At 72.3% G+C, this 26,590-nt stretch carries 26 protein-coding genes and 1 pseudogene; 20 read left to right on the forward strand and 7 right to left on the reverse strand.

The window, feature by feature from the left end:
* Positions 1–2: 2 nt before the first annotated feature.
* From ACZ7RU_RS05350 to ACZ7RU_RS05400, 11 genes are all read left to right on the forward strand, one after another.
* Positions 3–446 carry a hypothetical protein gene (locus tag ACZ7RU_RS05350; RefSeq protein ID WP_470339597.1) on the forward strand — a complete coding sequence of 148 codons (444 nt, stop codon included), beginning with the start codon at positions 3–5 and terminating at the stop codon, positions 444–446.
* 285 nt (positions 447–731) lie between these two features.
* The gene (atpB, locus tag ACZ7RU_RS05355) at positions 732–1,544 is read left to right on the forward strand and encodes a F0F1 ATP synthase subunit A (protein WP_317620169.1); all 813 of its coding nucleotides are present in this window, start codon (positions 732–734) and stop codon (positions 1,542–1,544) included.
* 91 nt (positions 1,545–1,635) lie between these two features.
* A complete protein-coding gene (atpE, locus tag ACZ7RU_RS05360; protein WP_031074289.1) occupies positions 1,636–1,872 on the forward strand; it encodes an ATP synthase F0 subunit C in 237 nt (78 codons plus the stop codon).
* A 35-nt stretch (positions 1,873–1,907) separates the two neighbouring features.
* Positions 1,908–2,468, forward strand: coding sequence for a F0F1 ATP synthase subunit B (locus tag ACZ7RU_RS05365; RefSeq protein WP_387750302.1), 561 nt, complete (start codon positions 1,908–1,910; stop codon positions 2,466–2,468).
* Positions 2,465–3,280 carry a F0F1 ATP synthase subunit delta gene (locus ACZ7RU_RS05370; protein ID WP_470339598.1) on the forward strand — a complete coding sequence of 272 codons (816 nt, stop codon included), beginning with the start codon at positions 2,465–2,467 and terminating at the stop codon, positions 3,278–3,280. Before ACZ7RU_RS05365 ends, ACZ7RU_RS05370 begins: the two co-directional genes overlap by 4 nt.
* A 156-nt stretch (positions 3,281–3,436) precedes the next feature.
* Positions 3,437–5,011, forward strand: coding sequence for a F0F1 ATP synthase subunit alpha (gene atpA, locus ACZ7RU_RS05375; protein WP_387750308.1), 1,575 nt, complete (start codon positions 3,437–3,439; stop codon positions 5,009–5,011).
* 32 nt (positions 5,012–5,043) lie between these two features.
* Positions 5,044–5,958, forward strand: coding sequence for a F0F1 ATP synthase subunit gamma (locus ACZ7RU_RS05380; RefSeq protein WP_470339599.1), 915 nt, complete (start codon positions 5,044–5,046; stop codon positions 5,956–5,958).
* Between the two features lie 2 nt (positions 5,959–5,960).
* Positions 5,961–7,406, forward strand: a complete 1,446-nt coding sequence (atpD, locus tag ACZ7RU_RS05385) for a F0F1 ATP synthase subunit beta (RefSeq protein WP_470339600.1) — start codon at positions 5,961–5,963, stop codon at positions 7,404–7,406.
* Positions 7,407–7,592: 186 nt separating this feature from the next.
* Positions 7,593–7,976, forward strand: a complete 384-nt coding sequence (locus ACZ7RU_RS05390; protein WP_030057524.1) for a F0F1 ATP synthase subunit epsilon — start codon at positions 7,593–7,595, stop codon at positions 7,974–7,976.
* Positions 7,977–8,124: 148 nt separating this feature from the next.
* Entirely contained in the window at positions 8,125–8,625 is a 501-nt protein-coding gene (locus tag ACZ7RU_RS05395) for a DUF2550 domain-containing protein (RefSeq protein WP_396303046.1), read from the forward strand.
* Between the two features lie 110 nt (positions 8,626–8,735).
* Positions 8,736–9,308, forward strand: a complete 573-nt coding sequence (locus tag ACZ7RU_RS05400) for a cob(I)yrinic acid a,c-diamide adenosyltransferase (RefSeq protein ID WP_470339601.1) — start codon at positions 8,736–8,738, stop codon at positions 9,306–9,308.
* A gap of 76 nt (positions 9,309–9,384) precedes the next feature.
* Here the strand turns inward: ACZ7RU_RS05400 and ACZ7RU_RS05405 are convergent, their stop codons facing one another.
* The gene (locus ACZ7RU_RS05405) at positions 9,385–10,005 is read right to left on the reverse strand and encodes a hypothetical protein (protein ID WP_470339602.1); all 621 of its coding nucleotides are present in this window, start codon (positions 10,003–10,005) and stop codon (positions 9,385–9,387) included.
* Positions 10,006–10,153: 148 nt separating this feature from the next.
* On the opposite strand from ACZ7RU_RS05405, the gene ACZ7RU_RS05410 reads away from it, so the two are divergent.
* The 5 genes from ACZ7RU_RS05410 (at position 10,154) to ACZ7RU_RS05430 (ending at position 16,327) form a co-directional block, all read left to right on the forward strand.
* Positions 10,154–11,371 carry a sensor histidine kinase gene (locus ACZ7RU_RS05410; RefSeq protein ID WP_470339603.1) on the forward strand — a complete coding sequence of 406 codons (1,218 nt, stop codon included), beginning with the start codon at positions 10,154–10,156 and terminating at the stop codon, positions 11,369–11,371.
* Entirely contained in the window at positions 11,368–12,018 is a 651-nt protein-coding gene (locus ACZ7RU_RS05415; protein WP_470339604.1) for a response regulator, read from the forward strand. The genes ACZ7RU_RS05410 and ACZ7RU_RS05415 overlap by 4 nt, the downstream gene beginning before the upstream one ends.
* Positions 12,019–12,240: 222 nt before the next feature.
* Complete coding sequence (locus ACZ7RU_RS05420; protein WP_470339605.1) at positions 12,241–13,110, forward strand: 3-hydroxyacyl-CoA dehydrogenase family protein; 870 nt, start codon at positions 12,241–12,243, stop codon at positions 13,108–13,110.
* 352 nt (positions 13,111–13,462) lie between these two features.
* Positions 13,463–13,792 carry an STAS domain-containing protein gene (locus ACZ7RU_RS05425; RefSeq protein WP_470339606.1) on the forward strand — a complete coding sequence of 110 codons (330 nt, stop codon included), beginning with the start codon at positions 13,463–13,465 and terminating at the stop codon, positions 13,790–13,792.
* A gap of 252 nt (positions 13,793–14,044) precedes the next feature.
* Complete coding sequence (locus ACZ7RU_RS05430) at positions 14,045–16,327, forward strand: ATP-binding protein (RefSeq protein ID WP_470339607.1); 2,283 nt, start codon at positions 14,045–14,047, stop codon at positions 16,325–16,327.
* Between the two features lie 4 nt (positions 16,328–16,331).
* Here ACZ7RU_RS05430 and nucS read toward each other — a convergent pair whose 3' ends face one another.
* On the reverse strand, positions 16,332–16,991 hold the full coding sequence (nucS, locus tag ACZ7RU_RS05435; protein ID WP_030057515.1) for an endonuclease NucS: 660 nt from the start codon (positions 16,989–16,991) through the stop codon (positions 16,332–16,334).
* Between the two features lie 481 nt (positions 16,992–17,472).
* Between nucS and ACZ7RU_RS05440 the strand changes: the two genes are divergently transcribed.
* A complete protein-coding gene (locus ACZ7RU_RS05440; protein ID WP_470339608.1) occupies positions 17,473–17,865 on the forward strand; it encodes an SCO5389 family protein in 393 nt (130 codons plus the stop codon).
* 76 nt (positions 17,866–17,941) lie between these two features.
* Here ACZ7RU_RS05440 and ACZ7RU_RS05445 read toward each other — a convergent pair whose 3' ends face one another.
* Positions 17,942–19,090 carry an LLM class flavin-dependent oxidoreductase gene (locus ACZ7RU_RS05445; protein ID WP_470339766.1) on the reverse strand — a complete coding sequence of 383 codons (1,149 nt, stop codon included), beginning with the start codon at positions 19,088–19,090 and terminating at the stop codon, positions 17,942–17,944.
* A 390-nt stretch (positions 19,091–19,480) separates the two neighbouring features.
* Between ACZ7RU_RS05445 and ACZ7RU_RS05450 the strand changes: the two genes are divergently transcribed.
* Positions 19,481–19,804, forward strand: a complete 324-nt coding sequence (locus ACZ7RU_RS05450; RefSeq protein ID WP_470339609.1) for an ATP/GTP-binding protein — start codon at positions 19,481–19,483, stop codon at positions 19,802–19,804.
* 20 nt (positions 19,805–19,824) lie between these two features.
* On the opposite strand, the gene ACZ7RU_RS05455 is transcribed toward ACZ7RU_RS05450, so the two are convergent.
* Both ACZ7RU_RS05455 and ACZ7RU_RS05460 read right to left on the reverse strand, forming a co-directional pair.
* Positions 19,825–20,592, reverse strand: coding sequence for an ABC transporter permease (locus ACZ7RU_RS05455; RefSeq protein ID WP_470339610.1), 768 nt, complete (start codon positions 20,590–20,592; stop codon positions 19,825–19,827).
* 1 nt (position 20,593) lies between these two features.
* A complete protein-coding gene (locus tag ACZ7RU_RS05460) occupies positions 20,594–21,598 on the reverse strand; it encodes an ABC transporter ATP-binding protein (RefSeq protein ID WP_470339611.1) in 1,005 nt (334 codons plus the stop codon).
* Between the two features lie 185 nt (positions 21,599–21,783).
* Here ACZ7RU_RS05460 and ACZ7RU_RS05465 point away from each other — a divergent pair, with 185 nt between their 5' ends.
* Together ACZ7RU_RS05465 and ACZ7RU_RS05470 are read left to right on the forward strand one after the other, a co-directional pair.
* On the forward strand, positions 21,784–22,581 hold the full coding sequence (locus tag ACZ7RU_RS05465) for an alpha/beta fold hydrolase (RefSeq protein ID WP_470339612.1): 798 nt from the start codon (positions 21,784–21,786) through the stop codon (positions 22,579–22,581).
* Positions 22,578–22,898 (forward strand): hypothetical protein, encoded by a 321-nt coding sequence (locus ACZ7RU_RS05470; protein WP_387750350.1) that lies wholly within the window; start codon positions 22,578–22,580, stop codon positions 22,896–22,898. The genes ACZ7RU_RS05465 and ACZ7RU_RS05470 overlap by 4 nt, the downstream gene beginning before the upstream one ends.
* Before the next feature lie 111 nt (positions 22,899–23,009).
* Here ACZ7RU_RS05470 and ACZ7RU_RS05475 read toward each other — a convergent pair whose 3' ends face one another.
* Positions 23,010–23,939 carry a coiled-coil domain-containing protein gene (locus tag ACZ7RU_RS05475; RefSeq protein ID WP_387750353.1) on the reverse strand — a complete coding sequence of 310 codons (930 nt, stop codon included), beginning with the start codon at positions 23,937–23,939 and terminating at the stop codon, positions 23,010–23,012.
* Positions 23,940–24,056: 117 nt separating this feature from the next.
* Positions 24,057–26,590, reverse strand: a pseudogene (locus ACZ7RU_RS05480) (hypothetical protein); the annotation flags it as partial.

The raw sequence follows: 26,590 nt of genomic DNA on the forward strand, positions 1-26,590 counted from the left end.
ACATGCCGTCCAACGACGCCCGGATCCTCCGAGGCGCCGCGATTCCCACTGCGGTCGCCGGGATCATCGCCATGGCGATCTCCTTCGCCGTCGCCGGTGGGAAGGGGCTGCTCGGCGCCCTGTTCGGCGCGCTGCTGGTGATGGCCTTCTTCAGCTTCGGCCAGGTCGCGCTCGACCGGCTGACCCGGTCGAACCCCCAGATCATGATGGCCGCGGCGCTGCTCGTGTACACCACGCAGATCCTGCTGGTCGGCATCGTGCTCGCGGTCTTCAAGGACACCGACCTCTTCAACCGGCAGGCGTTCGCCTTCACCCTGCTCGGCTGCGCCCTGGTCTGGACGGGCTTCCAGGTGCGCGGCGCACTCAAGGCCAAGACCTTCTACGTCGACCCCGACGCCTCCGAAAAGAAGGGCGACAAGCCCTCCGACAAGGGGCGTCAACAGTGACGAGGCCCGACTGTCCTCCCAACGAGGGGGGCGGTGTTTATGCCGCGCTGACGGGCTGCTATCGTCCGTCGCAACAACGGAGTACGGGAAGAGGCCAGGTCTGTCCGAACAGCGGACGGATCGCCCCCCTGATCCGGGCAGTCTTCGATGATCCCGCTGTGGTGCGGCGCACCGGCGCGCGGGGTCGGCGAGAAACCCATCAAGTTCCAGTGCCGCTCCGTGGCCTCAGGCCACGCCGACACACCGAGGTTGCCGTATCCATGCGTCACGACGAAGGAGTCCGTGGTGAGTGCTGAACTCACGTCCCTCGCCTCAGGCAGTTGCCACTTCGGGGACGCTGGCTGCGGCTTCCCGGCCCCGGGTCTGAACGAGTTCCAGTTCAAGCCGATCTTCTCGATCGGCAGCGTCGAGTTCAACAAGCCGATGCTGCTGTCGTTCATCGTCGCGTTCCTGGTGGTCGGCTTCTTCTGGGCCGCCTTCGCCAAGCCGCGACTGGTCCCCGGCAAGCTGCAGCTGGTCGGTGAGATCGGCTACGACTTCGTCAAGCGCTCCATCGTGCTGGAGACGATCGGCAAGAAGGGCGAGAAGTACGTCCCGATGCTCGTCTCGATGTTCTTCTTCATCTGGTTGATGAACATCATGTCGATCATCCCGTTCGCCCAGTTCCCGGTGATGGCGGCGATCGCGTTCCCGGCGGGCCTCGCGGCGATCGTCTGGCTCACCTACATGACGCTGACCTTCAAGAAGCACGGCTTCGTCGGCGGTCTGAAGAACCTCTGCTGGCCCTCGGGCATCCCCGGCTGGGTCATGTTCATCCTGGTGCCGATCGAGTTCTTCTCGAACGTCCTCGTGCGCCCCTTCACGCTCGCGGTCCGAGCCTTCGCGAACATGTTCGCCGGCCACCTGCTGATCGTGATGTTCTCCATCGCCTCCTGGTACCTGCTCAGCCCGACCCTGGGTGCGCTCTACGGCTCGGTCTCCTTCGTGGTGACCATCGCCCTGACCGCCTTCGAGCTGCTGGTCCAGTTCCTGCAGGCCTACATCTTCGTGATGCTGGCCAGCAGCTACATCGCCGGTGCCCTGGAAGAGGCGCACTGAGCCCCGGGGCCGCGGCCCCGCCGAGAACCACCTCCCGGATCGCCCGGTGGCCAATCACCACCGGTTCACCACCCTGCAAAGGACAACGTCAATGAGCATCCTCGCTGAGGGCACTGTCTACGGTTCCGTCGCCTCGCTGGGCTACGGCCTCGCCGCCATCGGCCCCGGCATCGGCGTCGGTCTGATCTTCGGCAACGGTGTCCAGGCCATGGCCCGCCAGCCCGAGGCTGCCGGTCTCATCCGTTCCAACATGTTCATCGGCTTCGCGCTGACCGAGGCGCTCGCCCTCATCGGCATCGTCATGCCGTTCGTCTTCGGCAACAAGTAATCCCGCCGTAGACCCTTTCTGAGGAAGGTCCAGATATGAGCATGGCGATCGTCCAGCTCGCGGCCGAGGAGAAGATGAACCCTCTCCTCCCCGCGTGGCCCGAGATCATCATCGGCCTGCTCTGCTTCTTCATCGTCTTCGGTCTGCTCGGCAAGAAGCTCCTCCCCAGCATCGAGAAGGTGCTGTCGGAGCGCCGGGACGCGATCGAGGGCGGGATGGAGCGCGCCGAGGCCGCCCAGGCGGAGGCCCAGGCCCTGCTTGAGCAGTACCGCGCCGAGCTCGCCGAGGCGCGCCACGAGGCTGCCCGCATCGTCGAGCAGGCTCGCGAGCAGGGTGCCGCCCAGCTCGCCGAGATGCGCGAGGAGGGCCAGCGCCAGCGCGAGGCCATCGTCGCCGCCGGTCACGCCCAGATCGAGGCGGACAAGAAGCAGGCGACTGCCGCCCTGCGTCAGGACGTGGGCTCGCTGGCCACCCAGCTGGCGTCCCGCATCGTGGGTGAGTCCCTCGAGGACCACACCCGCCAGAGCGGCGTCATCGACCGCTTCCTGGACGAGCTGGAGGCCAAGGCCGCCGTTGCTCAGGGTGCGGCCAAGTGATCGGCGCCAGCCGTGAGGCCCTCGCCGCCGGCCGGCAGAACCTGGAGAGCCTGACCGACTCCACCTCGGTGGACGCGGCCAAGCTCGCCGAGGAGCTCACCGCCGTCACGGCCGTGCTGGACCGTGAGGTGTCGCTGCGCCGCGTCCTGACCGACCCCTCCCGGTCGGGCCAGGACAAGGCCCAGCTGGTCACCTCGCTGCTGACCGGCCAGGTCTCCGGCGAGGCGGTGGACCTGGTCTCCGGTCTGGTCCGCTCCCGCTGGTCGGGTTCGCGCGACCTGGTGGACGCGACCGAGGAGCTCGCCGCTTACGCCGAGATCATCGCCGCGGACAAGACCGGCGCCCTGGACGACGTCGAGGACGAGCTCTTCCGCTTCGGCCGGGTGGTGAGCGGCTCGCACGAGCTGCGCGCCGCGCTGACCGAGCCGAAGGCCGGTGCCGTCGCGAAGGCCGCGCTGATCAGGAAGCTGCTCGGCGGCCGCGCCCACGCCGGCACCGTCCGGCTGGTCACCGCCCTCGTCAACGTGCCGCGTGGCCGTAGCCTGGAGCAGGGTCTCGAGTCCTACTCGAAGCTCGCCGCCGCGCGTCGCGGCCGGGTGGTGGCCCTGGTCACCACCGCGGTGCCGCTGTCGGACACCCAGAAGGAGCGCCTGTCCGGTGCTCTGGCCCGGATGTACGGCCGCCAGGTCCACCTGAACATCGACGTCGACCCCGAGGTCGTCGGCGGCGTGCGGGTGCAGATCGGCGACGAGATCATCAACGGCACCGTGTCGAGCCGCCTCGAGGGCGCTCGCCAGTCGCTCGAAGGCTGAGCACCGGAGCAGCACATCCGACCCTCGGTCGGGAAACCGGCTCCCCAAGGAGCCGGCACATCGTACGGCCGGTTCGGAAGACCCGGCCGAGAGTCGAATACTTGCGGCCCTCAATGGCGGGCCGAGGATCGCAAACTAGGAGAGCAGGGAAGCCTGATGGCGGAGCTTACGATCCGTCCGGAGGAGATCCGGGACGCGCTGGCCGACTTTGTCCAGTCGTACCAGCCGGACGCCGCTTCTGTGGAAGAGGTCGGCACGGTCACTGACGCGGCGGACGGCATCGCGCATGTCGAGGGCCTGCCCTCGGTCATGGCGAACGAGCTGCTGAAGTTCGAGGACGGCACGCTCGGCCTCGCGCTGAACCTCGACACCCGCGAGATCGGTGTCGTCGTCCTCGGTGAGTTCGGCGGCATCGAAGAGGGCCAGACCGTGCGCCGCACCGGCGAGGTCCTCTCGGTTCCGGTCGGCGACGGCTACCTCGGCCGCGTCGTGGACCCGCTGGGCAACCCGATCGACGGCCTGGGCGACATCGCCGCCACCGGTCGTCGCGCCCTGGAGCTGCAGGCCCCCGGCGTCATGGCCCGCAAGTCGGTCAAGCAGCCGCTGCAGACCGGCATCAAGGCCATCGACGCGATGACCCCGATCGGCCGCGGCCAGCGCCAGCTGATCATCGGCGACCGCCAGACCGGCAAGACCGCGGTGGCCGTCGACACGATCATCAACCAGCGTGACAACTGGCGCTCGGGCGACCCGGAGAAGCAGGTCCGCTGCATCTACGTCGCCGTGGGCCAGAAGGGCTCCACCATCGCGTCCGTCCGCGGCGCCCTGGAGGAGGCCGGCGCGCTGGAGTACACCACCATCGTGGCCGCTCCCGCCTCCGACCCGGCCGGCTTCAAGTACCTCGCCCCGTACACCGGTTCGGCCATCGGCCAGGAGTGGATGTACGCCGGCAAGCACGTCCTGATCATCTTCGACGACCTGTCGAAGCAGGCCGAGGCCTACCGCTCCGTCTCCCTGCTGCTGCGCCGCCCGCCGGGCCGCGAGGCCTACCCGGGTGACGTCTTCTACCTGCACTCCCGCCTGCTGGAGCGCTGCGCCAAGCTGAACGACGCCCTGGGCGGCGGCTCGATGACCGGTCTGCCGATCATCGAGACCAAGGCCAACGACGTCTCGGCGTACATCCCGACCAACGTCATCTCCATCACCGACGGCCAGATCTTCCTGGAGTCCGACCTGTTCAACGCCGGCATCCGCCCGGCCGTGAACGTCGGCATCTCGGTCTCCCGCGTCGGTGGCTCCGCCCAGATCAAGGCCATGCGCTCGGTCGCCGGCCGCCTGCGTCTGGACCTCGCCCAGTACCGCGAGCTGGAGGCCTTCGCCGCCTTCGGTTCCGACCTGGACGCGGCCTCCAAGGCCCAGCTGGAGCGCGGTGCGCGCATGGTCGAGCTGCTGAAGCAGGGCCAGTACCAGCCGTTCCCGGTCGAGGAGCAGGTCGTCTCCATCTGGGCCGGCACCAACGGCAAGATGGACGACGTCCCGGTCGCGGAGATCCGCCGCTTCGAGCGCGAGTTCCTGGACCACGTCCGCCTGCAGCACAAGGACCTGCTCGCCGGCATCGTCGAGACCGGTCTGCTGGCCGACGGCACCATCGACGCGCTGACCAGCGCGATCGAGGCCTTCAAGCAGGGTTACCAGACCGCTGACGGCAAGCTGCTCTCCGAGCAGGCCTGAGTCCGGTAGCGAGGGAAAGGACGTAACGACCCATGGGAGCACAGCTTCGGGTCTACAAGCGCCGGATCCGCTCTGTCACCGCGACGAAGAAGATCACCAAGGCGATGGAGATGATCTCCGCGTCGCGCATCGTCAAGGCGCAGCGCGCGGTGGCCGCCTCCACTCCGTACGCCGATGAGCTCACCCGGGCGGTGACGGCGGTGGCCACCCGGTCCAACGCCAAGCACCCGCTCACCACCGAGAACCCGAACGCCAAGCGCGCCGCAGTCCTGCTGATCACGGCGGACCGCGGCCTGGCCGGCGGCTACTCGACCAACGCCATCAAGGCCGCCCAGGTGCTCACCGAGCGCCTGAAGGCCGAGGGCAAGGACGTGGTGACGTACATCGTCGGCCGCAAGGGCGTCTCGTACTACACGTTCCGCGGTCTGACGATCGCGGGCTCGTGGACGGGCTTCTCGGACAAGCCGACCTACGGCGACGCGAAGACCGTGGCGGCCGACCTGATCGAGGCCTTCACGGCCGAGACGGGCGGCGTGGAGGAACTCCACCTGGTCTCGACCGAGTTCGTGTCCATGCTGACGCAGAACGCGGTCGAGGCGCGGCTCCTGCCGCTGAAGCTGGACGAGGTCCAGCTCAGCGACCAGACGCCGGCCAAGGCGGAGATCTTCCCGCTGTACGACTTCGAGCCGTCGGCGGAGGGCGTCCTGGACGCGCTGCTGCCGCGGTACGTCGAGAGCCGGATCTACAACGCGATGCTGCAGTCGGCCGCTTCCGAGCACGCCGCTCGTCGGCGTGCGATGAAGAGCGCGACGGACAACGCCGGCGAGCTCATCAAGTCGCTCACGCGGCTTGCCAACTCGGCCCGCCAGGCCGAGATCACCCAGGAAATCAGCGAGATCGTCGGTGGCGCCAACGCGCTGGCCGACGCCAGCCGCGGGAGCGAATGAGTATGACCACCACAGTTGAGCCGACCACGGCGACGGGCCGCGTCGCGCGGGTCATCGGCCCGGTCGTCGACGTGGAGTTCCCCGTCGACGCGATTCCGGAGATGTACAACGCCCTGCACGTCGAGGTGGACAACCCCGACGGCACGGGTCGGAAGACCCTGACCCTCGAGGTCGCCCAGCACCTCGGCGACGGCATGGTCCGCGGCATCTCGATGCAGCCGACCGACGGCCTGGTCCGCGGTTCGCAGGTCACCGACACCGGTGCCGCGATCTCCGTCCCGGTCGGCCAGATCACCAAGGGCAAGGTCTTCAACGCCCTCGGTGACGTGCTGAACGTCGACAAGGACGAGTTCGAGTCGCAGGTCCAGGTCCGCTGGCCGATCCACCGCAAGGCCCCGGAGTTCAAGGACCTCGAGTCCAAGACCGAGATGTTCGAGACCGGCATCAAGGTCATCGACCTCCTCACCCCGTACGTCACCGGTGGCAAGATCGGTCTGTTCGGTGGTGCCGGTGTCGGCAAGACCGTTCTGATCCAGGAGATGATCTACCGCGTCGCCGAGAACTTCGGTGGTGTGTCGGTGTTCGCCGGTGTCGGTGAGCGCACCCGTGAGGGCAACGACCTCATCGACGAGATGGTCGACTCGGGCGTTCTGGACAAGACCGCGCTGGTCTTCGGCCAGATGGACGAGCCGCCGGGCACCCGTCTGCGCGTCGCGCTGTCCGCGCTGACCATGGCGGAGTACTTCCGTGACGTCGAGAAGCAGGACGTGCTCCTCTTCATCGACAACATCTTCCGGTTCACCCAGGCTGGTTCCGAGGTGTCGACCCTGCTCGGCCGCATGCCCTCCGCGGTGGGCTACCAGCCGAACCTGGCCGACGAGATGGGCCTCCTGCAGGAGCGCATCACCTCGACCCGCGGTCACTCGATCACCTCGATGCAGGCGATCTACGTCCCCGCGGACGACCTGACCGACCCGGCGCCGGCCACCACCTTCGCCCACCTGGACGCGACCACCGTTCTGTCGCGTCCGATCTCGGAGAAGGGCATCTACCCGGCCGTCGACCCGCTGGACTCCACGTCCCGCATCCTCGACCCGCGGTACATCGCGCAGACCCACTACGACACGGCCATCCGTATCAAGGGGATCCTGCAGAAGTACAAGGACCTCCAGGACATCATCGCGATCCTCGGTATCGACGAGCTGTCCGAAGAGGACAAGATCACGGTGCACCGCGCCCGTCGCATCGAGCGCTTCCTCTCGCAGAACACCTACGTGGCGAAGCAGTTCACCGGTGTCGAGGGTTCGACCGTGCCGCTGTCGGAGACCATCGAGGCCTTCAACGCGATCGCGGACGGCAAGTACGACTCCATCCCGGAGCAGGCCTTCTTCATGTGCGGTGGCATCGAGGACCTCGAGAAGAACGCCGCCGAGCTGGCGAAGAAGTAATCGCGGCCGGTAGCAGCTGTGCGTGACCGTGAGGGGTGGCCCCCGAGCCTGGGGACCACCCCTCGCGGCGCATCGGCTGTGATTCCGGTCAAATCCGTGCCGCCGGTTTCATGCCGGGGGCGCGGGGCCGTTATTCTTACCGAAACTCCCGAGTAATCGGGCGTTGCATGAGCCTAGGAGCCCACGTTGGCTGAGCTGCACGTCGAGCTGGTCGCAGCCGACCGCAAGGTGTGGTCCGGTGCGGCCACCATCGTCGTCGCCCGTACGGCCTCCGGTGACACCGGCATCATGCCGGGCCACACCCCGGTGCTGAGCGTGCTGGAGACCGGTCCGGTCACCATCCGCACGGTGGACGGCGGCACCGTGATCGCCGCGGTGCACGGCGGCTTCATCTCCTTCGCCGACAACAAGCTGTCTCTGCTCGCGGAGATCGCCGAGCTGGCGGACGAGATCGACGTCGCGCGTGCCGAGCGCGCACTGGAGAAGGCCAAGTCGGACCTGGACGAGCACGCCGAGCGGCGCGCCGAGGTCCGTCTGTTCGCGGCGCGCGGCCTCAAGGCCCACGCCTGAGTGCGCCGGACCCCGGCTTAGCGGGGTCGACCGACGGTCCCGGGGACGCGTGAGCGTGACCCCGGGACTGTCGTCGTAGTTGGTAGGTCAGGGCGGTCGCTTGATACGACCGCTACGGGGAACGCGGGTAGCGAGGAGGTGGGTGAGCATGGTCCTCGCGCTTGTGGTGTGTGCGGCGGTCGTGGCCCTGGGTGTGATCGGGCTGATGGCCTTCGCGGTCAGGCGCCGCCTGATCCAGCGGGTCGGCGGCACCTTCGACTGCAGTTACCGGCTGAAAATGCCCGCCGACGCCTCGACGCAGCCCGACCTCGACGAGAACGGCAAGCCCACCTCCGCCCCGGTCCCCCCGACCGACGGCAAGGGGTGGGTTTTTGGTATCGGCCGGTACAGCGGTGACTCGATCGAGTGGTTCCGGGTCTTCTCGTACGCCCCGCGGCCGCGCAAGCTGCTGCCGCGCCGGGAGATCGAGGTGCTCGGCCGGCGCTACCCGGAGGGCCAGGAGGAGCTGGCGCTGCTCTCCGGCTCGGTGGTGCTGCGCTGCCTGCACAACGGGGCGCCGCTGGAACTGGCGATGAGCGAGGACGCGCTGACCGGCTTCCTGGCCTGGCTGGAGGCGGCTCCGCCCGGGCAGCGAGTGAACGTCGCGTAGCGACGGGACTCGGTGGGGGCACCTCCCGGCCGGAGGCTGGGGGACAACGTCGCGTAGCGGTGTTCCGAGACGGGGTTAACGCCGCCTAACCTGGCGGCTAGTCTGGCCGCATGGTCAATCTGACGCGCATCTACACCCGTACCGGCGATGACGGCACCACCGCGCTCGGCGACATGAGCCGGACCAGCAAGACCGACCCGAGACTGATCGCCTACGCGGACGCCAACGAGGCCAACGCCGCGATCGGCGTGGCCCTGGCCGTCGGCGAGCTCCCGGAGGACATGGCGGCGGTGCTCGTCCGGGTCCAGAACGACCTGTTCGACGTCGGCGCCGACCTGTCCACCCCGGTGGTGGAGGACCCGAAGTACCCGCCGCTGCGGGTGCTGCAGTCCTACATCGACCGGCTGGAGGCGGACTGCGACGAGTACCTGGCGCGGGTGGAGAAGCTGCGCAGCTTCATCCTGCCCGGCGGCACGGTCGGGGCGGCCCAGCTGCACCTGGCCTGCACGGTGGTGCGGCGGGCCGAGCGCTCGACCTGGTCGGCGATCGCGGAGCACGGCGACAGCGTCAACCCGCTGACCGCGAAGTACCTCAACCGGCTGTCGGACCTGCTGTTCATCCTGGCCCGGGTGGCCAACAAGGAGCGCGGCGACGTGCTCTGGGTCCCGGGCGAGAACCGCTAGGGATCCGTCCCCGGACGTCGAAGGGCCCGCCGCCGGGCTCCCCCCGTGGGAGTCCGGCGGCGGGCCTTCCGGTGTCTCAGGGCCGGTCGGTCGGCGGGTGGCCGGGGGCGGTGCCGACGAGGGCCTTCCCGGTGACCACCCGGCCGTTCTCGACCTGCACGCCGGCCGGCGGCTCCTTGGGCCAGAGCGAGTAGCAGGCCGCCACGGCCACGTTGACCACGGACACGATGCCCAGCCTGACGTACCACTGGGTGAAGGTGCCGAAGTGCGCGGAGCCCGCGGAGAGCGGGACGAGCAGGGAGATCAGGCTCAGGGTGATGGCAGCCGACACGACGGTCCGGCCGGCGATCTGCCACTCGTACCTGGTCCGTTCCGGGCCGTACTTGGGCGAGGGCAGCGGCTTGGGGCCGCCGGCGAAGCGGTACAGGAAGTGCCGGTCGGCCCAGCGGACCAGCGAGGGGCCGTAGCCGATCGAGAAGCCCGCGTAGCTCGCGGCCAGGGCGTGCGTCCAGCTCGGGACGGCGCCGCCGCGCAGGTCGAGGACGGTGAGCGCGTACAGGGTGAGGTCCACCACCGGCAGGCCGACCAGCAGCGCGGTGCTGGTGCGGCGCCACCGGAGCAGGTAGCGGGTGGCGAGGCCGAGGCCGAGCAGGATCCAGAAGGAGATCTCGGCCGCGACGATGAGAGTGACGATCACGTTCTGCTCCCGGACGTTTCGGTGGTGCTTCCAGCCTCGTGCGGCGGCGCGCCGGTGTCGTCGTCGCGCGGTGCCGTCCGGTGCTGCACCTTTCGATGTAGCGGGCTCCTCCGTGGACCGGAGCCGGGCGGGTGCCGGGGATGGTGGGATGGGGAGCGTGCCCCTCCCGTTCCCCGCGCTCTCCCCGCGCCGCCAGGACCAGCTGATCGCCCTCTGCGGGCTGCTCGGCGGCGCGGTGCTGATCGTCTTCAAGGCGTACGACCAGGCCGGCCGGGTGCCGCCGTGGGCGGTGGTGCCGCCGCTGCTGGTGATGGCGGGGCTGGAGCTGGTCCGGCGGACCAGGACGGTGCTGGCGGTGTCGGTCGGCGGGCTGGTCTTCGTGGCGAGCGTGTTCCTCGGCAACCTGGCGGCCACGCTGATCATGTACACCGACCTGCTGTACGCGGCGGTGATCTACGGCAGCCCGCGGATGTCCCGGGTGCTGCACCTGACCGGCGGGGCGACCGTGCTGGCGCTGTCCGCCCTGGCGGCGGTCTACGGCGGCACCTCCTTCGCGCTGCTGGTGGTGGTGATCAGCGCGCTGGTCTTCCTGGGCCCGGTGTGGACCGGCGACGTGGTGCGCAAGCACCGTGAGCAGGCGGAGGCCGAGCGGCTGCGCGCGGAACAGACCGCGCTGCTCTCGGAGATGGACCGGCGGGAGGCCATCGGCGCCGAACGGGCCCGGATGGCAAGGGAGTTGCACGACGTGGTGGCCAACCACCTGTCGGCGATCGCGATCCACGCCACCGGCGCCCAGTCGGTGGCCAGACGCCGGAAGCTGCCCGCGGACGATCCGCTGGTGGAGGTGCTGGCGGTGATCCGGGAGAACAGCGTCCAGGGATTGGCCGAAATGCGTCGCATGATCGGACTGCTCCGGGACAGCGGCGGGGGAGAGGTGGACGAGTCCTACGCGGCGCCCGACCTGGCCGCGGTGGACGCCCTGCTGGCCAAGGCCCGGGCGGCCGGCCGGGACGTCGGGCTGGACTTCGAGCTGGAGGAGCGCGGCGAGCGCGGCGAGGTGCCGGTACCGGTCGGGCTGGCCGCCTACCGGATCGTCCAGGAGTCGCTGACCAACGCGCTGAAGCACGCCGGGCCCGGACTGGTCAGCCTGCGGCTGGAGTTCGCGCCCGGGGAACTCCGGATCGCCGTCGACAGTCCGTACCGGGGCGGGCCGGGCCGCGAACTGCCCGGCGCCCGGGCCGGACTGGTGGGCATGGCGGAGCGGGCCGGGCTGCTCGGCGGCAGCTTCGAGGCCGGGCCGAAGGACGGGTACTGGAGCGTGCGCGCGGTGCTGCCGCGCGCCCAGGGGAGCGAGGAACGGGCATGACGATCCGGGTGCTGGTGGCGGAGGACCAGGCGGCGGTACGGGCGGCGCTGGTGATGATCCTGCGCGCCGAGCCGGAGTTCGAGGTGGTCGGGCAGGCCGCCGACGGCGAGGAGGCCGTCCGGCTGGCGCTGGAGCTGCGGCCGGACGTGGTGCTGATGGACGTGCAGATGCCCCGGCTGGACGGCGTCTCGGCGACCCGCGAGGTGGTCGCCGCCGGGGCCGGCCAGGTGCTCGTGCTGACCACCTTCGACCTGGACGAGTACGTCTACGGCGCGCTGCGGGCCGGCGCCTCCGGGTTCCTGCTCAAGGACCTGGAGGCGGACACCCTGATCGAGGGCATCCGCACGGTGGCGCGCGGGGACGGGATGCTGGCGCCGTCGGTGACCAAGCGGCTGATCGGGACCTTCGCCCGCCCCGAGCGGCCGGTCGGACCGGAGGCCCGGGCCGCGGTGGGGGCGCTGACCGGCCGCGAGCGGGAGGTGCTGGCCTGCATCGGGGCCGGGATGTCCAACGGGGAGATCGCGACCCGGCTGGTGATGGCGGAGGCGACCACCAAGACGCACGTCAGTCGCATCCTGGCGAAGCTGCGGCTGCGCAGCCGGGTGCAGGCGGCGATCCTGGCCCAGGACCTCGGGCTGACCATCTGACCGTCCGACCGTCCTGCGATCCGACCGTCCGACCGGCAGTCCGGCCGCTAGTCCGGCCGTCTGACCAGGTCGGTTGCAGATCACACTCCCGATTGCTATTGCACGGGGGATTTGGGCACTAGAGTCCGGCCAGAGTGACGCGGCTCTGCGGGCGGTGACCCCTGCCCTGAGCCGCCTTCAGGGCCCGCCCGCGGGGCGGCGACGGCATCGGGAGACCCAGCCATGAGCAATGCGTCCAGCAAGCAGATCGCCGTGATCGGTGCCGGCCTGATGGGCGCCGGCATCGCCCAGGTGTCCGCGCAGGCCGGGCACCCGGTGGTGCTGCGGGACGTCACCGAGGAGGCGCTGCGGCGCGGCCTCGCGGGCATCCGTGCCTCGTACGAGAAGTTCGTCTCCAAGGGCAAGCTGAGCGCCGAGGACGCCGAGGCCGCGCTGGGCCGGATCACCACCACCACCGACCTGGGCGCCGTCGCCGAGGCCGACATCGTGGTCGAGGCCGTGTTCGAGAAGCTGGAGGTCAAGGAGGGCGTCTTCCGCGAGCTCGACAAGCTCGCCAAGGACGGCGCCGTGCTGGCCTCCAACACCTCCGCCATCCCGATCACCCGGATCGCCGCCGCCACCCAGCGCCCGGAGTCGGTCGTCGGCGTCCACTTCTTCTCGCCGGTCCCGATGATGAAGCTGGTCGAGCTGGTCCGCGGCTACAAGACCAGCGACGAGGCGATGGCCGCCGCCCGCGCCTACGCCGAGGGCGTCGGCAAGGAGGTCGTGGTGGTCAACCGCGACATCGCCGGCTTCGTGACCACCCGCCTGATCACCGCGCTGGTCGTCGAGGCCGCCCGGCTGTACGAGTCGGGCGTGGCCACCGCCGAGGACATCGACACCGCCTGCCGGCTCGGTTTCGGCCACGCGATGGGCCCGCTCCAGACCGCCGACCTGACCGGCGTGGACATCCTGCTGCACGCCGCCCGCAACATCTACACCGAGACCCAGGACGAGAAGTTCGCCGCCCCGGAGATCATGGCCCGCATGGTCACCGCCGGTGACCTGGGACGCAAGAGCGGCCGCGGCTTCTACCCGTACGAAGGCAAGTGAGCCGACGGCGCCGAACGACCGGTGGGCCGTGCGATCGAGCATCGTACGGCCCGCTCCGCCGGGTCGGGTGAGTTTCCTCACGCCCGGTATCGCAGACGGGTGATTTGGGCGGTAATCGAGCGTAGGTATGGGGCCGACCTGCGTATATTCCCTCGGACGGGTGAAGTTGCCTCAGATCTGGCCGGAACCAGCAACCTGCGGAGCCGGTTCACCGTCAGATGAGGGAACCCGGCATTCCGCCCGGGTCCGGACGTGGGGCCGCGGCCCTCCCGGATGCACCCGTCACTCCCGCACCCGGCACGGCCGGGGCGGACCCGCCCCGCACCAGGCCGTCCAGGCGAAGGAGGAGAGCATGCGCATCACCGGCGACCACACGGCGCTGGCCATCGAAGGCCGCCTCGACGTGCGCACCGCCGCCGACGCGCGGGCCCGCCTGCACCAGGCCGTGGACGGCGGCCTCGGCGACCTCGTACTCGACCTCGCCCGGCTGGAGTTCTGGGACGCCACCGGCCTCGGCGTGATCATGGGCACCCACCGGCGGGCCGGCCGGATCGGCCGCCGGCTGGTGCTGCGCTCCGTCCCGGCCCAGCTCCAGCGGCTGCTGGTGGCCACCAAGCTGCACCGCATCCTGACCGTCGACGGAGTCACCGGCGTCGCCGAGGCGCACGGGGTCGTTCTCTAGACCTCTGCTCCGCGCGCCGCGCACCGGACCGAGCGCCTGAGCACCCGCCGCCCCGCCCGCGCAACGTCCCTGGTCAGTGCCACCGGCCGGCCGTCCGCCGCGGCCCCCTCTGCACGGCCGGGGCCGAATGTGCGAGAGTCTGCCCGTCAGAAGACGGCCGCCGGGGCTGCCTCCAGCCCGGCCGCGGCCGCTACCGGGACGTCAGCCGGGCGGCGCGGGGCGCCGCCGGCCGAGCACGATGCGGAGCAGAACGTGGCACAGCCATCCGGGGAGTTCCGGCAGGAGGCCGTCCGCACCCGTGGCGGTGAACTGGTCTCCGGCGGCCTGCTGGTGGGCGTCGGCGCCCCGGACGGCTCCGAGGCCCGGACCTGTCCCGAGGAGTGGCGGCCGCGTCCGCGCCGGATCGAACGCAGCGAGCCCGCCCGCGGCCCGGTCGGCGGCGTCGGCCGCGCGGTCGGCCCGCTGGCGCTCGGCGCCGGGCCCGCCGACCTGCCGATGCTGGACCGCGAGGCCGACATCGCCGAACTGCTCGGCCTGCTCGCCGAGGGCCGCTCGATACGCCTGGTCGGCCAGGCCGGCTCGGGCCGCAGCACGCTGCTGTCGGCCGTCGCCGCGGCCGCCGCCGACCTCGCCCCCGGCGGCGTGGTGCAGCTCTGCGGCCATCGCCGGACCGTCCCCGACCTGCTCCAGGACCTCTTCGCGGCCACCCACCACGCCCCCGGCTACCGCCCCGACCCCGGGCAGCTGGCCGCGCACCTCGCCGAGGTCGGCGCGATCGTGGTGATCGACGCCGCCGAGCCCTCGGGCGCCGAGCTGGAGCAACTGCTCGCCGCCGCCCCCGGCTGCGCCTTCCTGATCTCCGTCGCCCCGGACAGCCCGCCGCTGCCGGCCGGCTCCCGGCTCCAGGACCACCTGGTGGCCGGGCTCTCCCGCTCCGCCTGCCTCGCCCTCACCGCCCGGCTGGCCGGTCGGCCGCTGGACGTCGACGAGAAGGCCTGGGCGGTGGACCTCTGGTTCGAGTCCGAGGGCCTGCCGCTGCGCTTCGTCCAGGCCGCCGCGCTGCTGCGCCAGCGGGACGTCTCGGTGGACGCCCTGGTCGCCGCCGAGGACGACCGGCTGGACGTCTTCGGCGCCGTCGCCGAGCCCCGCCACGACCCGGACCCGGCGATCCGGGAGAACGCGCTGCGCGGCACCGTCCCGCTGCCCTCGGTGGCGGAGACCGCCTCGCCCGCGGTCCGGCTCGCCGAGGGGCTGAGCGAGCCCGCGCAGGCCGTGCTGCGGCTCGCCGTCGCGCTCGGCGGCGAGTGCCCCACCGCGCCGCACCTGCCGGCGCTGATCGACGTCGGGCAGGGCGAGGCCGCCCTCGCCGAACTCGCCGACGCCGGACTGGCGGTGTCCATCGGCGGGCACCACCGGCTGACCGCCGGCGCGCTCGAACTGCTCCTCCCGCACTGGCCCGCCCGCGGCTGCGTCGACGGCGCCGCCCAGCACTTCGCCTGGTGGGTCGGGCACAGCTCGGTGACGCTGGAGCAGATCGCCGCCGAGGCCGAGGTGATGATCGGGGTGCTGCTCGCCGACCGCACCGCCGGGCGCCACGACGCGGTGGTCCGGCTCGCCCGCGCGGCGGCGCCCGCACTGGCGCTGTCGCTGCGCTGGGGCGCCTGGGAGCGGGTGCTCCAGCTCGGTCTGGAGGCGGCCCGCCGCACCGGCTCGGCGGTCGACCAGGCCTGGTTCCACCACGAGGCGGGCGTCCACGCGATCTGCGTCCAGCAGCCGTCCCGGGCCGTCGCCGAACTGGAGACCGCGCTCACCCTGCGGAGCACGGCGGGCGAGCAGCGCGGGGTGGCCGCCGCCGGTCGGATGCTCGACCTGCTGCGCGCCGAGGGCCGGCAGCTGTCGGCCGCCGCGCCCGCCGCGGCGGCGCCCGGCCGCGCGCCGGTGATCCGCAAGATCGCGGCCCGGGTGCCGGCCCGGCTGAAGTCCAGCAGGCGGCGCCGGGCGGCCGTGGTCTCCACCGTGGTGCTCACCCTCGGGGTGCTCGGTACGGCGGTGGCGATGAGCTTCAGCGGACCGGAGGAGGTCAAGGGGAGGGACCCGCACAGCGGCCGGCTGGACGGCGGCGGCACCCAGGACCCGCCGTTCCCGCAGTCCTCCGGCAGCGCCGGGCCGGGAACGGCCGGTGCCGGGCAGGCCGGCCCGACGGCGGGGCAGGGGAGCGGCCCGGAGCCGTCCGCGAGCGGCAGCGCCTCGCACTCGCCGAGCGCCTCGCCGACGAGGAAGCCGAGCTCCTCGCCGGGGGCCGGCGGATCGACGGCACCGCAGCAGCCGCAGCCGCCCGCGCCGGGCCAGCCGCAGCCGCCGGCCCCGCAGCCGGGCCAGCCGCAGCCGCCTCAGCAGACCGGGCAGCCGTCGCAGCCGCCGGTGACGAGCCACAGCCCGACGTCTCCGGCGACCTCGCCGTCGTCACCGACCACGTCCGGGTCGCCGACGACCCCGAGCGGGACGGGCAGTCCGACCACCCCGGGGCCGTCCTGAGCGGTCAGAACAGCTTGAGCTTGTCGTCGTCGATGCCGCGCAGCTCGTCGTAGTCCAGCACCACGCAGCCGATGCCGCGGTCGGTGGCCAGCACGCGGGCCTGCGGCTTGATCTCCTGCGCGGCGAAGACGCCCTTGACCGGGGCCAGCAGTGGGTCCCGGTTGAGGAGTTCGAGGTAGCGGGTGAGCTGCTCGACACCGTCGATCTCGCCGCGGCGCTTGATCTCGACGGCGACCGTGGCGCCGTCGGAGTCGCGGCAGAGGATGTCGACCGGGCCGATCGCGGTGGGGTACTCGCGGCGGATCAGCGACCAGCCGGCACCGAGCACCTCCATCCGGTCCGCGAGCAGCTCCTGGAGGTGTGCCTCCACGCCGTCCTTGATCAGGCCCGGGTCGACCCCGAGCTCGTGGGACGAGTCGTGCAGCACCTCCTCCAGCGTGATGATGAGCTTCTCGCCGGCCTTGTTCTCCACCGTCCAGACCCCGTCGGCCTCCTTGAGGGCGCACGGCGGGGACATCCAGTTGAGCGGCTTGTAGGCGCGGTCGTCGGCGTGGATGCTGACGCTGCCGTCGGCCTTGACCAGGATCAGCCTGGTGGCGGAGGGCAGATGGGCGGAGAGCCGACCGGCATAGTCGACTGAGCAGCGGGCAATTACGAGACGCACGGTCGACCACGCTAGCCCACCGGGGCCAGTTGATGCGATTCCGCGACGGCAGGGTGAAGAAAGCGCGAACCCGGCCACCATGGAGGACCTGTGGTCCCGCTGCCGCCCCGTCGAGGTCTGGCGCCCCCACCCACGAGTCGCTACGTTGTGTGACGGCACGCTCGCGGGATCGCTGTCAACGGGGATGGAGACTTCAGATGAACGATCCGACGGGATCCGGCCAATCTGGTGCACCGCAACATATTTCCGAAGCAATCCGCAGGAATGACCGGACTGCCACGCCGTTGACTGCCACGCTGTTCTGAGCGCGTTCGGTGTCCAGGGCGTCACGTCCCGTGGTGCCACCGCGGTCGCGAAGGCGCCGGAAACCCCTGTCCCTCGGTGTTCCGGACGCCTCACGCGCATTCGCCACCCTCACTGTGAGCTTGACCTACGCACGACCACCCGGGCGCCGCGCGGGTGGACCGCGAGAGGAGAATCCATGTCGCTCGACGTCTCACCGGCTCTGCTGGAGAAGGCCCAGCGGGGCGAGGTCGACGAGCGGGAATTCGTCGACTGCGTCCGCGTCTCGCTGCCGTACGCCTGGGACCTGATCAGCTCGCTGGTCGCCCAGGCGAAGGTCGACGGCACCGACTTCGCCGACAACCAGGTACCACCGCCCAGCGAGCAGGCCCGCGGCCAGCTGCTGCGCGCCCTTGCCAGCGACGCCATCCGGGGCGCCCTCCAGCGCCACTTCGGGGTCCGGCTGGCCTTCCAGAACTGTCACCGGGTGGCGGTGTTCCTGCCGTCGGAGCCCAACGAGGCGCGGTACGACCGCTTCACCTCGGTCCGGGAGCAGCTGCTCAACCAGTCCGAGGAACTGCGGGACTGCTGACCCGGCTGCGGCTCCGGCCGCCCCCGTCCCCCGGTGCGGGGGGAGGGGCGGCGGCCCGGGTCCGCCCCCCGCCCGCTCAGCCCAGCTGCGGCAGCACCTCGGAGCCGAGTCGGGCGATGTTGTGCAGGGTGGCCTCCTGGTCGCCGCTGCCCTCGGCGAGCAGGGCGAAGCGCCGGATGCCGGTGCGCTCGGCGGTGGCCAGCAGCCGGTCGGCGCACTGCCGGGGCGTGCCCACCGCGTGCAGGTCGCAGAGCAGTTCGGTGTACTGGCGCGGGTCGCGCATCCTGCGCTCGCGGCCGTCCACGGTGCGGTGGGCGCCGAGCCCGTACTCGAACCAGCCGGGCATCGCGTTCAGCAGCGTGGACCGGGCCGCCGCGGCGCGGTCGTCGACCTGGGCCACCCCGGCCGCGACGTGCTGGCGGCCGATCCGGCGCAGTTGCTCCTCGCCGCGCCCGGCGGCCAGCCAGGCGGTCCGGTACAGCTCCAGCATCCGCAGCTTGTCGTCGTCCCCGGAGTGCATGCCGAGCAGCATCGGCAGGCCGCGCTCGGCGGCCAGCCGCACCCCGCCCGGCGAGGTGCAGGCGACCACCACGGGCGGGCCGGCCACCGGCAGTCCGGCGGTGGTGAGCTCCTCGCCGAGGCCCTCGTCGTCCCGGCGCTGGCGCGGGAAGCGCACCGGCCCGGACCGCTCGCCGAGGCCGAGCCAGCTGCTCAGGCCCGGCCGCCGCACCGGTTCGGCGGCCCGCGGCACCACCGCGACCTCGGGGAAGGCGAACTGCGGGCCGTCCGCGCCGACCCGGGAGCCGCGCAGCCAGCGCAGCAGCAGGTCCAGCCGCTCCGGGAAGCCCTTCTCGAAGGCGTCCACGCCGCCGCCGAACACGTCCAGGTCGATCCACGGCCCGCCGCGCCCCACCCCGAGCGTGAACCGCCCGCCGGAGGTGAGGTGCAGCAGCGCCGCCTGCTCGCCGAGGCCCACCGGGTGGCGGGTGGAGAGCACGCTGACCGCCGTGCCGACGCCGATCCGGCGGGTGCGGCCGAGCAGCATCGCGGCCAGCGTGGCGGCGTCCGGGCACACCCCGTACGGCACGAAGTGGTGCTCGGCCAGCCAGACGCTGTCCAGGCCCGCGCGTTCGGCCTCGACGGCGGAGCGGACGGTGCGCTCCAGCGCCTCGCCGTGGCTCTGCCCGGGGAACTGCGCGGACAGCTGGAACAGTCCGACCCGCAGCGGGCCGGTGGCCGGGGGCAGCGCGCCCGCCCGCTGGGTCGCGGGCAGCGGCCCGCCCGCCACGGCCGTCACCGGGGGGACGGCGGTAAGCGTCGGACCGGCGGTGGGCGGCCGGACCCCGACGGGCCGACCGCTCTCGGCACGGGCGCTGGTCTTGCTCATCGTTGGGCCTCCTCGGGTGCGCGCAGGGTCTGCGGGCCCCGCCTTCTCCCCTCGTGGGTATCCGATGTCATGTGCCAATGGCACGCGGAACCCCGGATTTCCCCGATGATCGGGTGGATCTCGGCAAAAACCCCGAAGTGCTGGACGGAGCCGTGGTAGTGGCCGTGCGGTAGCCCGGCCGGCCGTAGGCTGGAACGATCCAGAGCCCAGCAGGAGAGGGAGTCCGCCGTGTCGCCGCGCCGCAACCGGATCAAGAGCGCCGCCCCCCGCGAGAGCGCGGAGCCGGCCGCTCCGCTCGGCGGTTCGCTGCGCCGCACCGAGAGCTACCAGGGCGACGACTGGGTGGTCCAGACGGTCGCCGGGACGGCGGGGCGGTTCTACCGCTGCCCGGGCTGCGACCAGGAGATCCCGCCGGGGACGGGCCACGTGGTGGCCTGGCCGTTGCACGGCGCGGGGGTGGACGACCGGCGGCACTGGCACCGGGCCTGCTGGGGAGCGCGGGAGCGCCGGGCCTCCAACCTGCTGCGGGGCCGCGGCGCTCCGCGGTACTGACGGTCCCTCCGCCGGGGCGGCTACGCGTCGCGCTTCCTGAGCACCAGCGCGCCGCCGACCAGCGCCGCCGCCGTCCAGGCGAGGCAGATCAGGAAGCCGGTCCACGGCCCGTACGGCTGGTCGTGCTGCTCGTACACCAGGAGCATCCGCGAGCCCGCGTAGTCGGGGAAGTAGTGGGCCAGGGTCTTGACCTTCGGCACCGCCGAGAGGATCGGCGAGAGCAGGAAGAAGAACGGCACCAGCACGCCGAGCGCGAGCGTCTGGTTGTGCAGCATCGTGGTGACGCCCGCCGAGAACAGGCAGAGCATCGTCAGGTACAGCGCGGCCCCGAACACCGCCCGCAGCACGTTCGGCTCGCCGATGGTGGTGGAGTGCGAGCCGAGCAGCGCCTGGCCGGCGAAGAAGGTGACGAAGGCCGTCACCAGCGAGACCGCGAGGGCCAGTGCGCCGAGCACCGTCGCCTTGCCGGCGAGCAGGGTGGCCCGCTGCGGAACGGCGGCCAGGGTGACCCGGATCATGCCGCTGCTGTACTCGTTGCCGATCGCCAGCACGCCGAAGACGATGATCGCCAGCTCGCCGAGCATGATGCCGGAGAAGGACGTCCCGGTGGCGTCGAACGGGGACTCGTCGTGCCGGCGGAACTCGGTGAAGTTGCTGTTGGTGAGCAGGGACAGCAGCGCGCCGATGCCGACCGTGACGACGAAGGTCAGCGCGAGCGTCCAGACCGTCGAGCGGACGCTGCGGATCTTCGTCCACTCGGAGCGCAGGATCGCCGGGAAGGACGTCATCTCAGTTCTCCTCCTGCCGTGCGGTGCCCGACTGCCGGGCACCGTCCGCCTTCCAGCCGGCGCCCCACCCGGTGGGCGCGCCGGCCGCGTCCCGGCCTGGTCCGTCGCCCGCGTGGTACTCCACCGAGTCGGCCGTCATCTGCATGAACGCCTCCTCCAGCGAGGCCTGTTGCGGGCTGAGCTCGTGCAGCACCACGCCGTTCCGGGCGAACAGTTCGCCGAGCCGCGCGATGTCCCCGTCGACCACCTCGTAGGAGCCGTCCGGGCCCGGCTCGTGCCGCAGGCCGGCCTCGGCCAGCACGTCCAGCAGCCGCTCGGGCTCCGGGCTGCGCAGCCGTACCGCGGAGCGGGAGTTGCGCCGGATGAAGTCCGGCATGGACAGGTCGGCGAGCAGCCGGCCCCGGCCGATGACCACCAGGTGGTCGGCGGTGACGGCCATCTCGCTCATCAGGTGGGAGGAGACGAAGACCGTGCGGCCCTCGGCGGCGAGGCGCTTCATCAGGTTGCGGATCCAGAGGATGCCCTCCGGGTCCAGGCCGTTGACCGGCTCGTCGAACATGACGATCTCCGGGTCGCCGAGCAGGGCGGAGGCGATGCCCAGGCGCTGGCCCATGCCGAGGGAGAAGCCGCGGGCCCGCTTGCGGGCCACCGGGGTGAGGCCGACCAGGGCGAGCACCTCGTCCACCCGGCGCTCGGGGATGCGGTTGCTCTGGGCGAGCCAGAGCAGGTGGTCCCGGGCGGTGCGGCCGGGGTGGACGGCCTTGGCCTCCAGCAGCGCGCCGATGTACTTGAGGGGCTCGCTGAGCTGCCCGTAGCGCTTGCCGTCGATGGTGACCCGGCCGGCGGTCGGGCGGTCGAGGTCGAGGATCATGCGCATGGTGGTGGACTTGCCGGCGCCGTTGGGGCCGAGGAAGCCGGTCACCACGCCCCGGGGTACCTGGAAGCTGAGCCGGTCCACCGCGAGCGTCTTGCCGTAACGTTTTGTCAGGTCGTGCAACTCGATCATTCGCGCTCCCTCAGTTCCTTGCCAGGCTAGGACATGTCCGACAATTGGCGGCGGATCAGCGCGCGGCGAGGTGCGCGCCCCGGCGTCGCGTGCCCGGCGGGAACTGTCGGACGGCCCTTGGGGACAAAGGGGGTATCGCGGCCCGCTGAGTGGGCCCGCCGGGCGTGCCGGAATAGGTTGGACGCATGACCCAGCTCCCCTCCGCAGTGTCGGTCCGCGAGAGCGGTACCGGAACACCACTCGTGCTGCTGCACGCCTTTCCGTTGAACGCCTCGATGTGGTCGTCCCAACTGGACGCGCTGCCCGGCCTGACCGGGGACGAAGCGCGCGTGCTCGCCCCCGACCAGCGGGGGTTCGGCGGTACCGCGCTGGGCGACGACGAGCCCTCGCTGGACCCGGTCGCGGACGACCTCGCGCTGCTGCTGGACGCGGCCGGGATCGAGCGCGCGGTGGTCGGCGGACTCTCCATGGGCGGCTACGTGGCGCTGGCCTTCGCCCGCCGCCACCCCGACCGGCTGTCCGGCCTGCTGCTGGCCAACACCCGGGCCACCGCCGACACCGACGCGGCGCGCGCCAACCGGGAGCGGATCGCCGCCGCCGTCACCGCGCGGGACAGCGTGCGACTGCTGCTGGACGAGCACGTCGCGGCCGGACAGCTCGGACCGGACTCGCAGCACCTGGTGGAGCGGGTGGAGGCGATGGTCGCCGCCGCGCCGCCGGCCGCCGTCGCCTGGGCCCAGCGGGCCATGGCGGCCCGCCCGGACTCCCTGGACGTGCTGGCCGGGCTGCGGGTGCCGGTCGCGATCGTGGCGGGCGCCCAGGACGCCCTGGTGGCGCCGGAGGAGGCCGGGACGATGCTGCGGGCCCGCCCGGACGCCGAGCTGACCGTCCTGCCCGGGGTGGGCCACCTGAGCGCCCTGGAGGCGCCCGAGGCCTTCGACGCCGCCGTGCGCACCCTGCTCGCCCGGGTGGCCGCCGGATGAGCCAGGAGAGCCAGGACGCGGCGGCCTGGGACTTCTCGGCGCTGGAGGTGACCGGCCGGATGCCGTTGACCAACCGGGGCGAGGGGCTGCTCGAACTGACCCTCGAACCCCTCGGCGAGGACTACTGGATGCGCCCGGGGGAGACCTTCATCGTCACCTCGTACGGCGACTACGGGCCCGGGCACCCCTTCGAGGTGCAGTACTGGCCGGACTCGGTGTCGGTCTGGTGCACCTCCTGGTTCGGCACCGTCTCGGACGACGAGGGCAACCAGCTCAGCAGCGGGCACCAGCGGCCGGACGGCGCCTACCCCCGGTAGGGCCCCGTCCTCGGCAGGACGCAGAAGTGCCCGAGGTGATGACGGGGCGACAGCCGACAGGCCCTCACCCGGGTGGGTGAGGGCCTGTGGTGCCACCCGGTCCTGACCGGGTCAGCGCGACTGCTGGGCGGGCACGCCCATGGTGTCGTCGTTCGGCAGCGAGGCGGCGGCGACGGCCGCGCCGGTCAGCGTCGCCAGCATCTCGCGGACGTTGGTCAGCTGGGCGTTGATGCTGTCGCGGCGGTTGGTGAGCGCCGCCAGCTCGCGCTCGGACTCGCTGCGGATGCGGTCCGCCTTGGCGTTGGCGTCGGCCACGATGTCCTCGGACTGGCGCTGGGCCGTCTCGACGGTCTGACGGGCGCGGCGCTCGGCGTCGGTGCGCAGCTTCTCGGCCTCCAGGCGCAGCTGCTCGGCCCGGTGCTCGATCTCGGCCAGACGCTTCTCGGCCTTGGCCTGACGGGCGGCCAGGTCGCGCTCGGACTGCTCGCGGCGCTTGGCCAGGTTGGTCTCGAACTCCAGCGCGGCCTGGGCGGCCTTGGTGCGGGTGTCCTCGAAGAGGGCGTCCGCCTCCTCGCGCTTGTTCTGGGCGTCCTTGTTGGCCTCGGCGCGCAGCTGGGCGGCGTCGCTCTTGGCCTTGTCGACGATCCGCAGCCCCTCGTCCTCCGCCTTGGCCTTGCGGTCCTTGGCGTAGTTCTCGGCCTCGGTGCGGACCTGCTGGGCGGCGGCCTCGGCGAGCTCGCGGTGCTGCTCGGCGGCGCGGTGCGCCTCGTCGCGCAGGTCCTTGGCCTCCTCCTCGGCGAGCCGCAGGATCTTCTCGACCCGGGCGCCGAGACCGGCGTAGGAGGGCTCGGCCTCGACGACCGCCGCCTGAGCGGTCTGGGTCTCCAGGTGGAGTTCCTCGATGCGCTTCTCCAGCGCGCTGATCCGGGTCAGGGCACTGTCACGGTCGGCCACCAGCTTGGTGATCCGCTCGTCGACCTGGGCGCGCTCGTACCCACGGCGCACCAGGTCGAAGCCGTGAGGGGAGTGACTGTCGCTCATGGGGTTCTGGGCTTCCTGTCGTCAAACCGCTGAGGTGGTTGAGGGAATCCTGACACGGTACCGGAGTGTCGACGGCTGTACGCCGTTCTCTCACGGACAATGACCGCCAATGTCCGCTCAATCGGGTGGTGAGCTCTTGGAGCGATTGCCACCCGACCGGGGGGAGCCAACTCCGGCACCGGCCTTGGCACCCCCGTCCTTCTTGGTGTTGCTTCCCCCGTTGGCCTGGGCGACCGGTGACGGTGCCTCGAACGCCTCCAGGGCGGACAGCACGTCCTGCACCCTGGAGATCTCGGTGTTGATGTCCTTGCGGCGGCGCACCAGTTCGTCCAGCTCGCGCCGGCCCTCGTCGGTGACCCGCTTCGCCTCGGCCTTCGCCTCGGCGAGCAGCCGCTCGGCCTCCGCCTTCGCCAGCTCGAGCTGCTCGTCCGCGGCCTCGTCGGCGTCCCGCAGCCGCTTCTCCGCCTCGGCGGCGGCGGCGTCCAGCCGCTCCTCGGCCTCGGCCTCGGACGACCGCAGCTTGGCCTCGGCCTTGACGATGAGCGCCTCGGCGCGGCTGGTGGAGTCGGCGAGCTTGGTCTCCGCCTCCTTCAGCAGGCCCTCGGCCTTGCGGACGGCGGAGATCCGGACCTTGCTCGCCTCCGCGGACGCCTCCGACGTCAGCTCGGCCGCGCGGTCCTCGGCCGCGGCGACCAGGGCCGCCGCGCGGTCCTCGGCCTCGGCGACGGTGGCCACCGCCTGCTCCTCGGCCTCGGTCAGCTGCTCCTGGGCGGCCGTCACCAGCGCGTCCACCCGCTCGCCGGCCGACTTCATGGCCGCCGCGTTCTCCTTGCGGGCGCGCTCGTGCAGGGCCTCGACCTCGGCGTCGGTGCGCTCGCGCAGCTCCTCGGCGCGCTCGCGGATCGCGGTCGCGTCCCGGCGGGCCTCGGCGAGCAGGGCGTCCGCGTCGGAGCGGCCCTTCTCGACCTCGGCCTGACCGGCCGCCTCGCCGGCGGCGACCAGCCGGTCGGCCTCCTTGCGGGCTGCGGCGACCATCGCGTCCGCCTGTTCCTCGGCGGCGGCGGTGGTCGCCAGCGCGGTGGTCTGGGCGTCCTCGCCGAGCGCCTCGGCGTCCGCGAAGGCCTTCTCCAGAACGGACTTGGCCTGCTCGCGGGTGGCCTTGTCGAACTGCTCGGCGGCCTCCCGGGTCTCCGCGTCGTAGGCGTCGGCGCGCGCGCGGGTGGCGGAGTCGTAATCGTCGGCCAGGGTGCGGGTGGCGAGGGCGTACTCCTCGGCCTCGGCCCGCAGGCCGGCCGACAGCTCCTCGGCGTCGGCGATGCTGCGGGCGCCCTGGGCCTCGGCCTCGGCGACCGTACGGGCGGCCTGCGCCTCGGCGTCGGCGCGCAGCTGCTCGGCGGCCTCCTGGGCGGCGCGCAGCTCGGCCTCGGCGTCCGCGCGGAGCTGCTCGTCGTAGGCCAGGGCCTCGGCGCGCCGGCGGCCGAGCTCGTTCTCGACGGCCTCCCGCTCGGCGGCCAGCTCCAGCTCGGTCTGCTCGCGCAGGGCGGTGGTCTCGGCCTCGGTGCGGGCGCGCAGGTCGGCGGTCTCGCGCTCGACGAGCTCGCGCTGCTCGGCGGTCTCGCGCTCGGCCAGGGCGCGCAGCTCGGCGACGTACGCGTCGGCGGCCTCGCGCTGCTCGGTGGTCTCGCGCTCGGCGAGGACGCGCAGCTCGGTGGCGTGCTGCTCGGCGGCCTCGCGGACCTCGGCGGCCTCCTGCTCGGCGGCGGACCTGAGCGCGGCGATCTGCTCGGCGGCGGCCTCGTGCATGCCGGCCACCGACTGGCGGACCTCGGCGGCCTCCTCCTCGGCGGCCGCCACCAGCTCGGCGCCCTCGGCCTTGGCGGCGGCGACCAGCTCGGCGCGGTCGGCCTTGGCCTGCTCCAGTTCGGCGGCGGCCTCGGCGCGGATGCCGTCGGCGGTGGCGCGGGCCTCGGACAGCTCGCGGCCGGCCTCGGCCCGGACGGTCCCGGCCTGCTCGTTGGCCAGGGCCAGTTCGGCGGCGGCCTTCTCGCGGGTGGCCTTGGCGTCCTTGGCGGCCTCGGCGCGGCGCTGCTCGGCGGTCGCCTCGGCGCGCTCCAGGACCTCGTCGGCGGCGGTGCGCTGCTCGGCGGCGTAGGCGTCGGCCTGCTCGCGGACGTCGGTGGCGTAGGCGTCGGCGGCCTCGCGGACCTCGGCGCTGTGCCGGGCGGCCGCCTCGCGGACCTCGGCGGTCTCGGCCGCGATGCGCTCGGTGAGGTCGGTGGCGTGCTGTTCGGCCTCGGTGCGGACGCGGTCGGCGTAGGCCTCGGCGGCCTCGCGCTGCTGGGTGGTCTCGCGCTGGGCGACGGCCCGCAGCTCCCCGGCGGCCTGCTCGGCCTCGGCCCGGGTCTCCGCGGCGTAGGTGTCGGCGGTGGTGCGCTGCTCGGCGGCGTAGGCGTCGACGGCCTCGCGGACCTGGACGTCGTAGGCGTCGGCGGCCTGGCGGACCTCGGCGTCGTACCGGGCGGCGGCCTCGCGGACCTCGGCGGTCTCGGCCGCGGTGCGCTCGGTGAGGTCGGTGGCGTGCTGTTCGGCCTCGGTGCGGACGCGGTCGGCGTAGGCCTCGGCGGCCTCGCGCTGCTGGGTGGTCTCGCGCT

The sequence above is a fragment of the Kitasatospora sp. NPDC114501 genome (assembly GCF_055633695.1).

Bases quoted from the DNA above. Each gene is read 5' to 3' on its own strand.
- ACZ7RU_RS05350 (WP_470339597.1), top strand. From the start codon at position 3: ATGCCGTCCAACGACGCCCGGATCCTCCGAGGCGCCGCGATTCCCACT.
- atpE (WP_031074289.1), top strand. From the start codon at position 1,636: ATGAGCATCCTCGCTGAGGGCACTGTCTACGGTTCCGTCGCCTCGCTG.
- atpD (WP_470339600.1), top strand. From the start codon at position 5,961: ATGACCACCACAGTTGAGCCGACCACGGCGACGGGCCGCGTCGCGCGG.
- ACZ7RU_RS05465 (WP_470339612.1), top strand. From the start codon at position 21,784: ATGACCCAGCTCCCCTCCGCAGTGTCGGTCCGCGAGAGCGGTACCGGA.
- ACZ7RU_RS05475 (WP_387750353.1), bottom strand. From the start codon at position 23,939: ATGAGCGACAGTCACTCCCCTCACGGCTTCGACCTGGTGCGCCGTGGG.
- ACZ7RU_RS05415 (WP_470339604.1), top strand. From the start codon at position 11,368: ATGACGATCCGGGTGCTGGTGGCGGAGGACCAGGCGGCGGTACGGGCG.
- ACZ7RU_RS05400 (WP_470339601.1), top strand. From the start codon at position 8,736: ATGGTCAATCTGACGCGCATCTACACCCGTACCGGCGATGACGGCACC.
- ACZ7RU_RS05380 (WP_470339599.1), top strand. From the start codon at position 5,044: ATGGGAGCACAGCTTCGGGTCTACAAGCGCCGGATCCGCTCTGTCACC.
- ACZ7RU_RS05440 (WP_470339608.1), top strand. From the start codon at position 17,473: ATGTCGCTCGACGTCTCACCGGCTCTGCTGGAGAAGGCCCAGCGGGGC.
- ACZ7RU_RS05425 (WP_470339606.1), top strand. From the start codon at position 13,463: ATGCGCATCACCGGCGACCACACGGCGCTGGCCATCGAAGGCCGCCTC.
- ACZ7RU_RS05365 (WP_387750302.1), top strand. From the start codon at position 1,908: ATGAGCATGGCGATCGTCCAGCTCGCGGCCGAGGAGAAGATGAACCCT.
- atpA (WP_387750308.1), top strand. From the start codon at position 3,437: ATGGCGGAGCTTACGATCCGTCCGGAGGAGATCCGGGACGCGCTGGCC.
- ACZ7RU_RS05410 (WP_470339603.1), top strand. From the start codon at position 10,154: ATGGGGAGCGTGCCCCTCCCGTTCCCCGCGCTCTCCCCGCGCCGCCAG.
- ACZ7RU_RS05460 (WP_470339611.1), bottom strand. From the start codon at position 21,598: ATGATCGAGTTGCACGACCTGACAAAACGTTACGGCAAGACGCTCGCG.
- ACZ7RU_RS05455 (WP_470339610.1), bottom strand. From the start codon at position 20,592: ATGACGTCCTTCCCGGCGATCCTGCGCTCCGAGTGGACGAAGATCCGC.
- ACZ7RU_RS05420 (WP_470339605.1), top strand. From the start codon at position 12,241: ATGAGCAATGCGTCCAGCAAGCAGATCGCCGTGATCGGTGCCGGCCTG.
- ACZ7RU_RS05470 (WP_387750350.1), top strand. From the start codon at position 22,578: ATGAGCCAGGAGAGCCAGGACGCGGCGGCCTGGGACTTCTCGGCGCTG.
- ACZ7RU_RS05395 (WP_396303046.1), top strand. From the start codon at position 8,125: ATGGTCCTCGCGCTTGTGGTGTGTGCGGCGGTCGTGGCCCTGGGTGTG.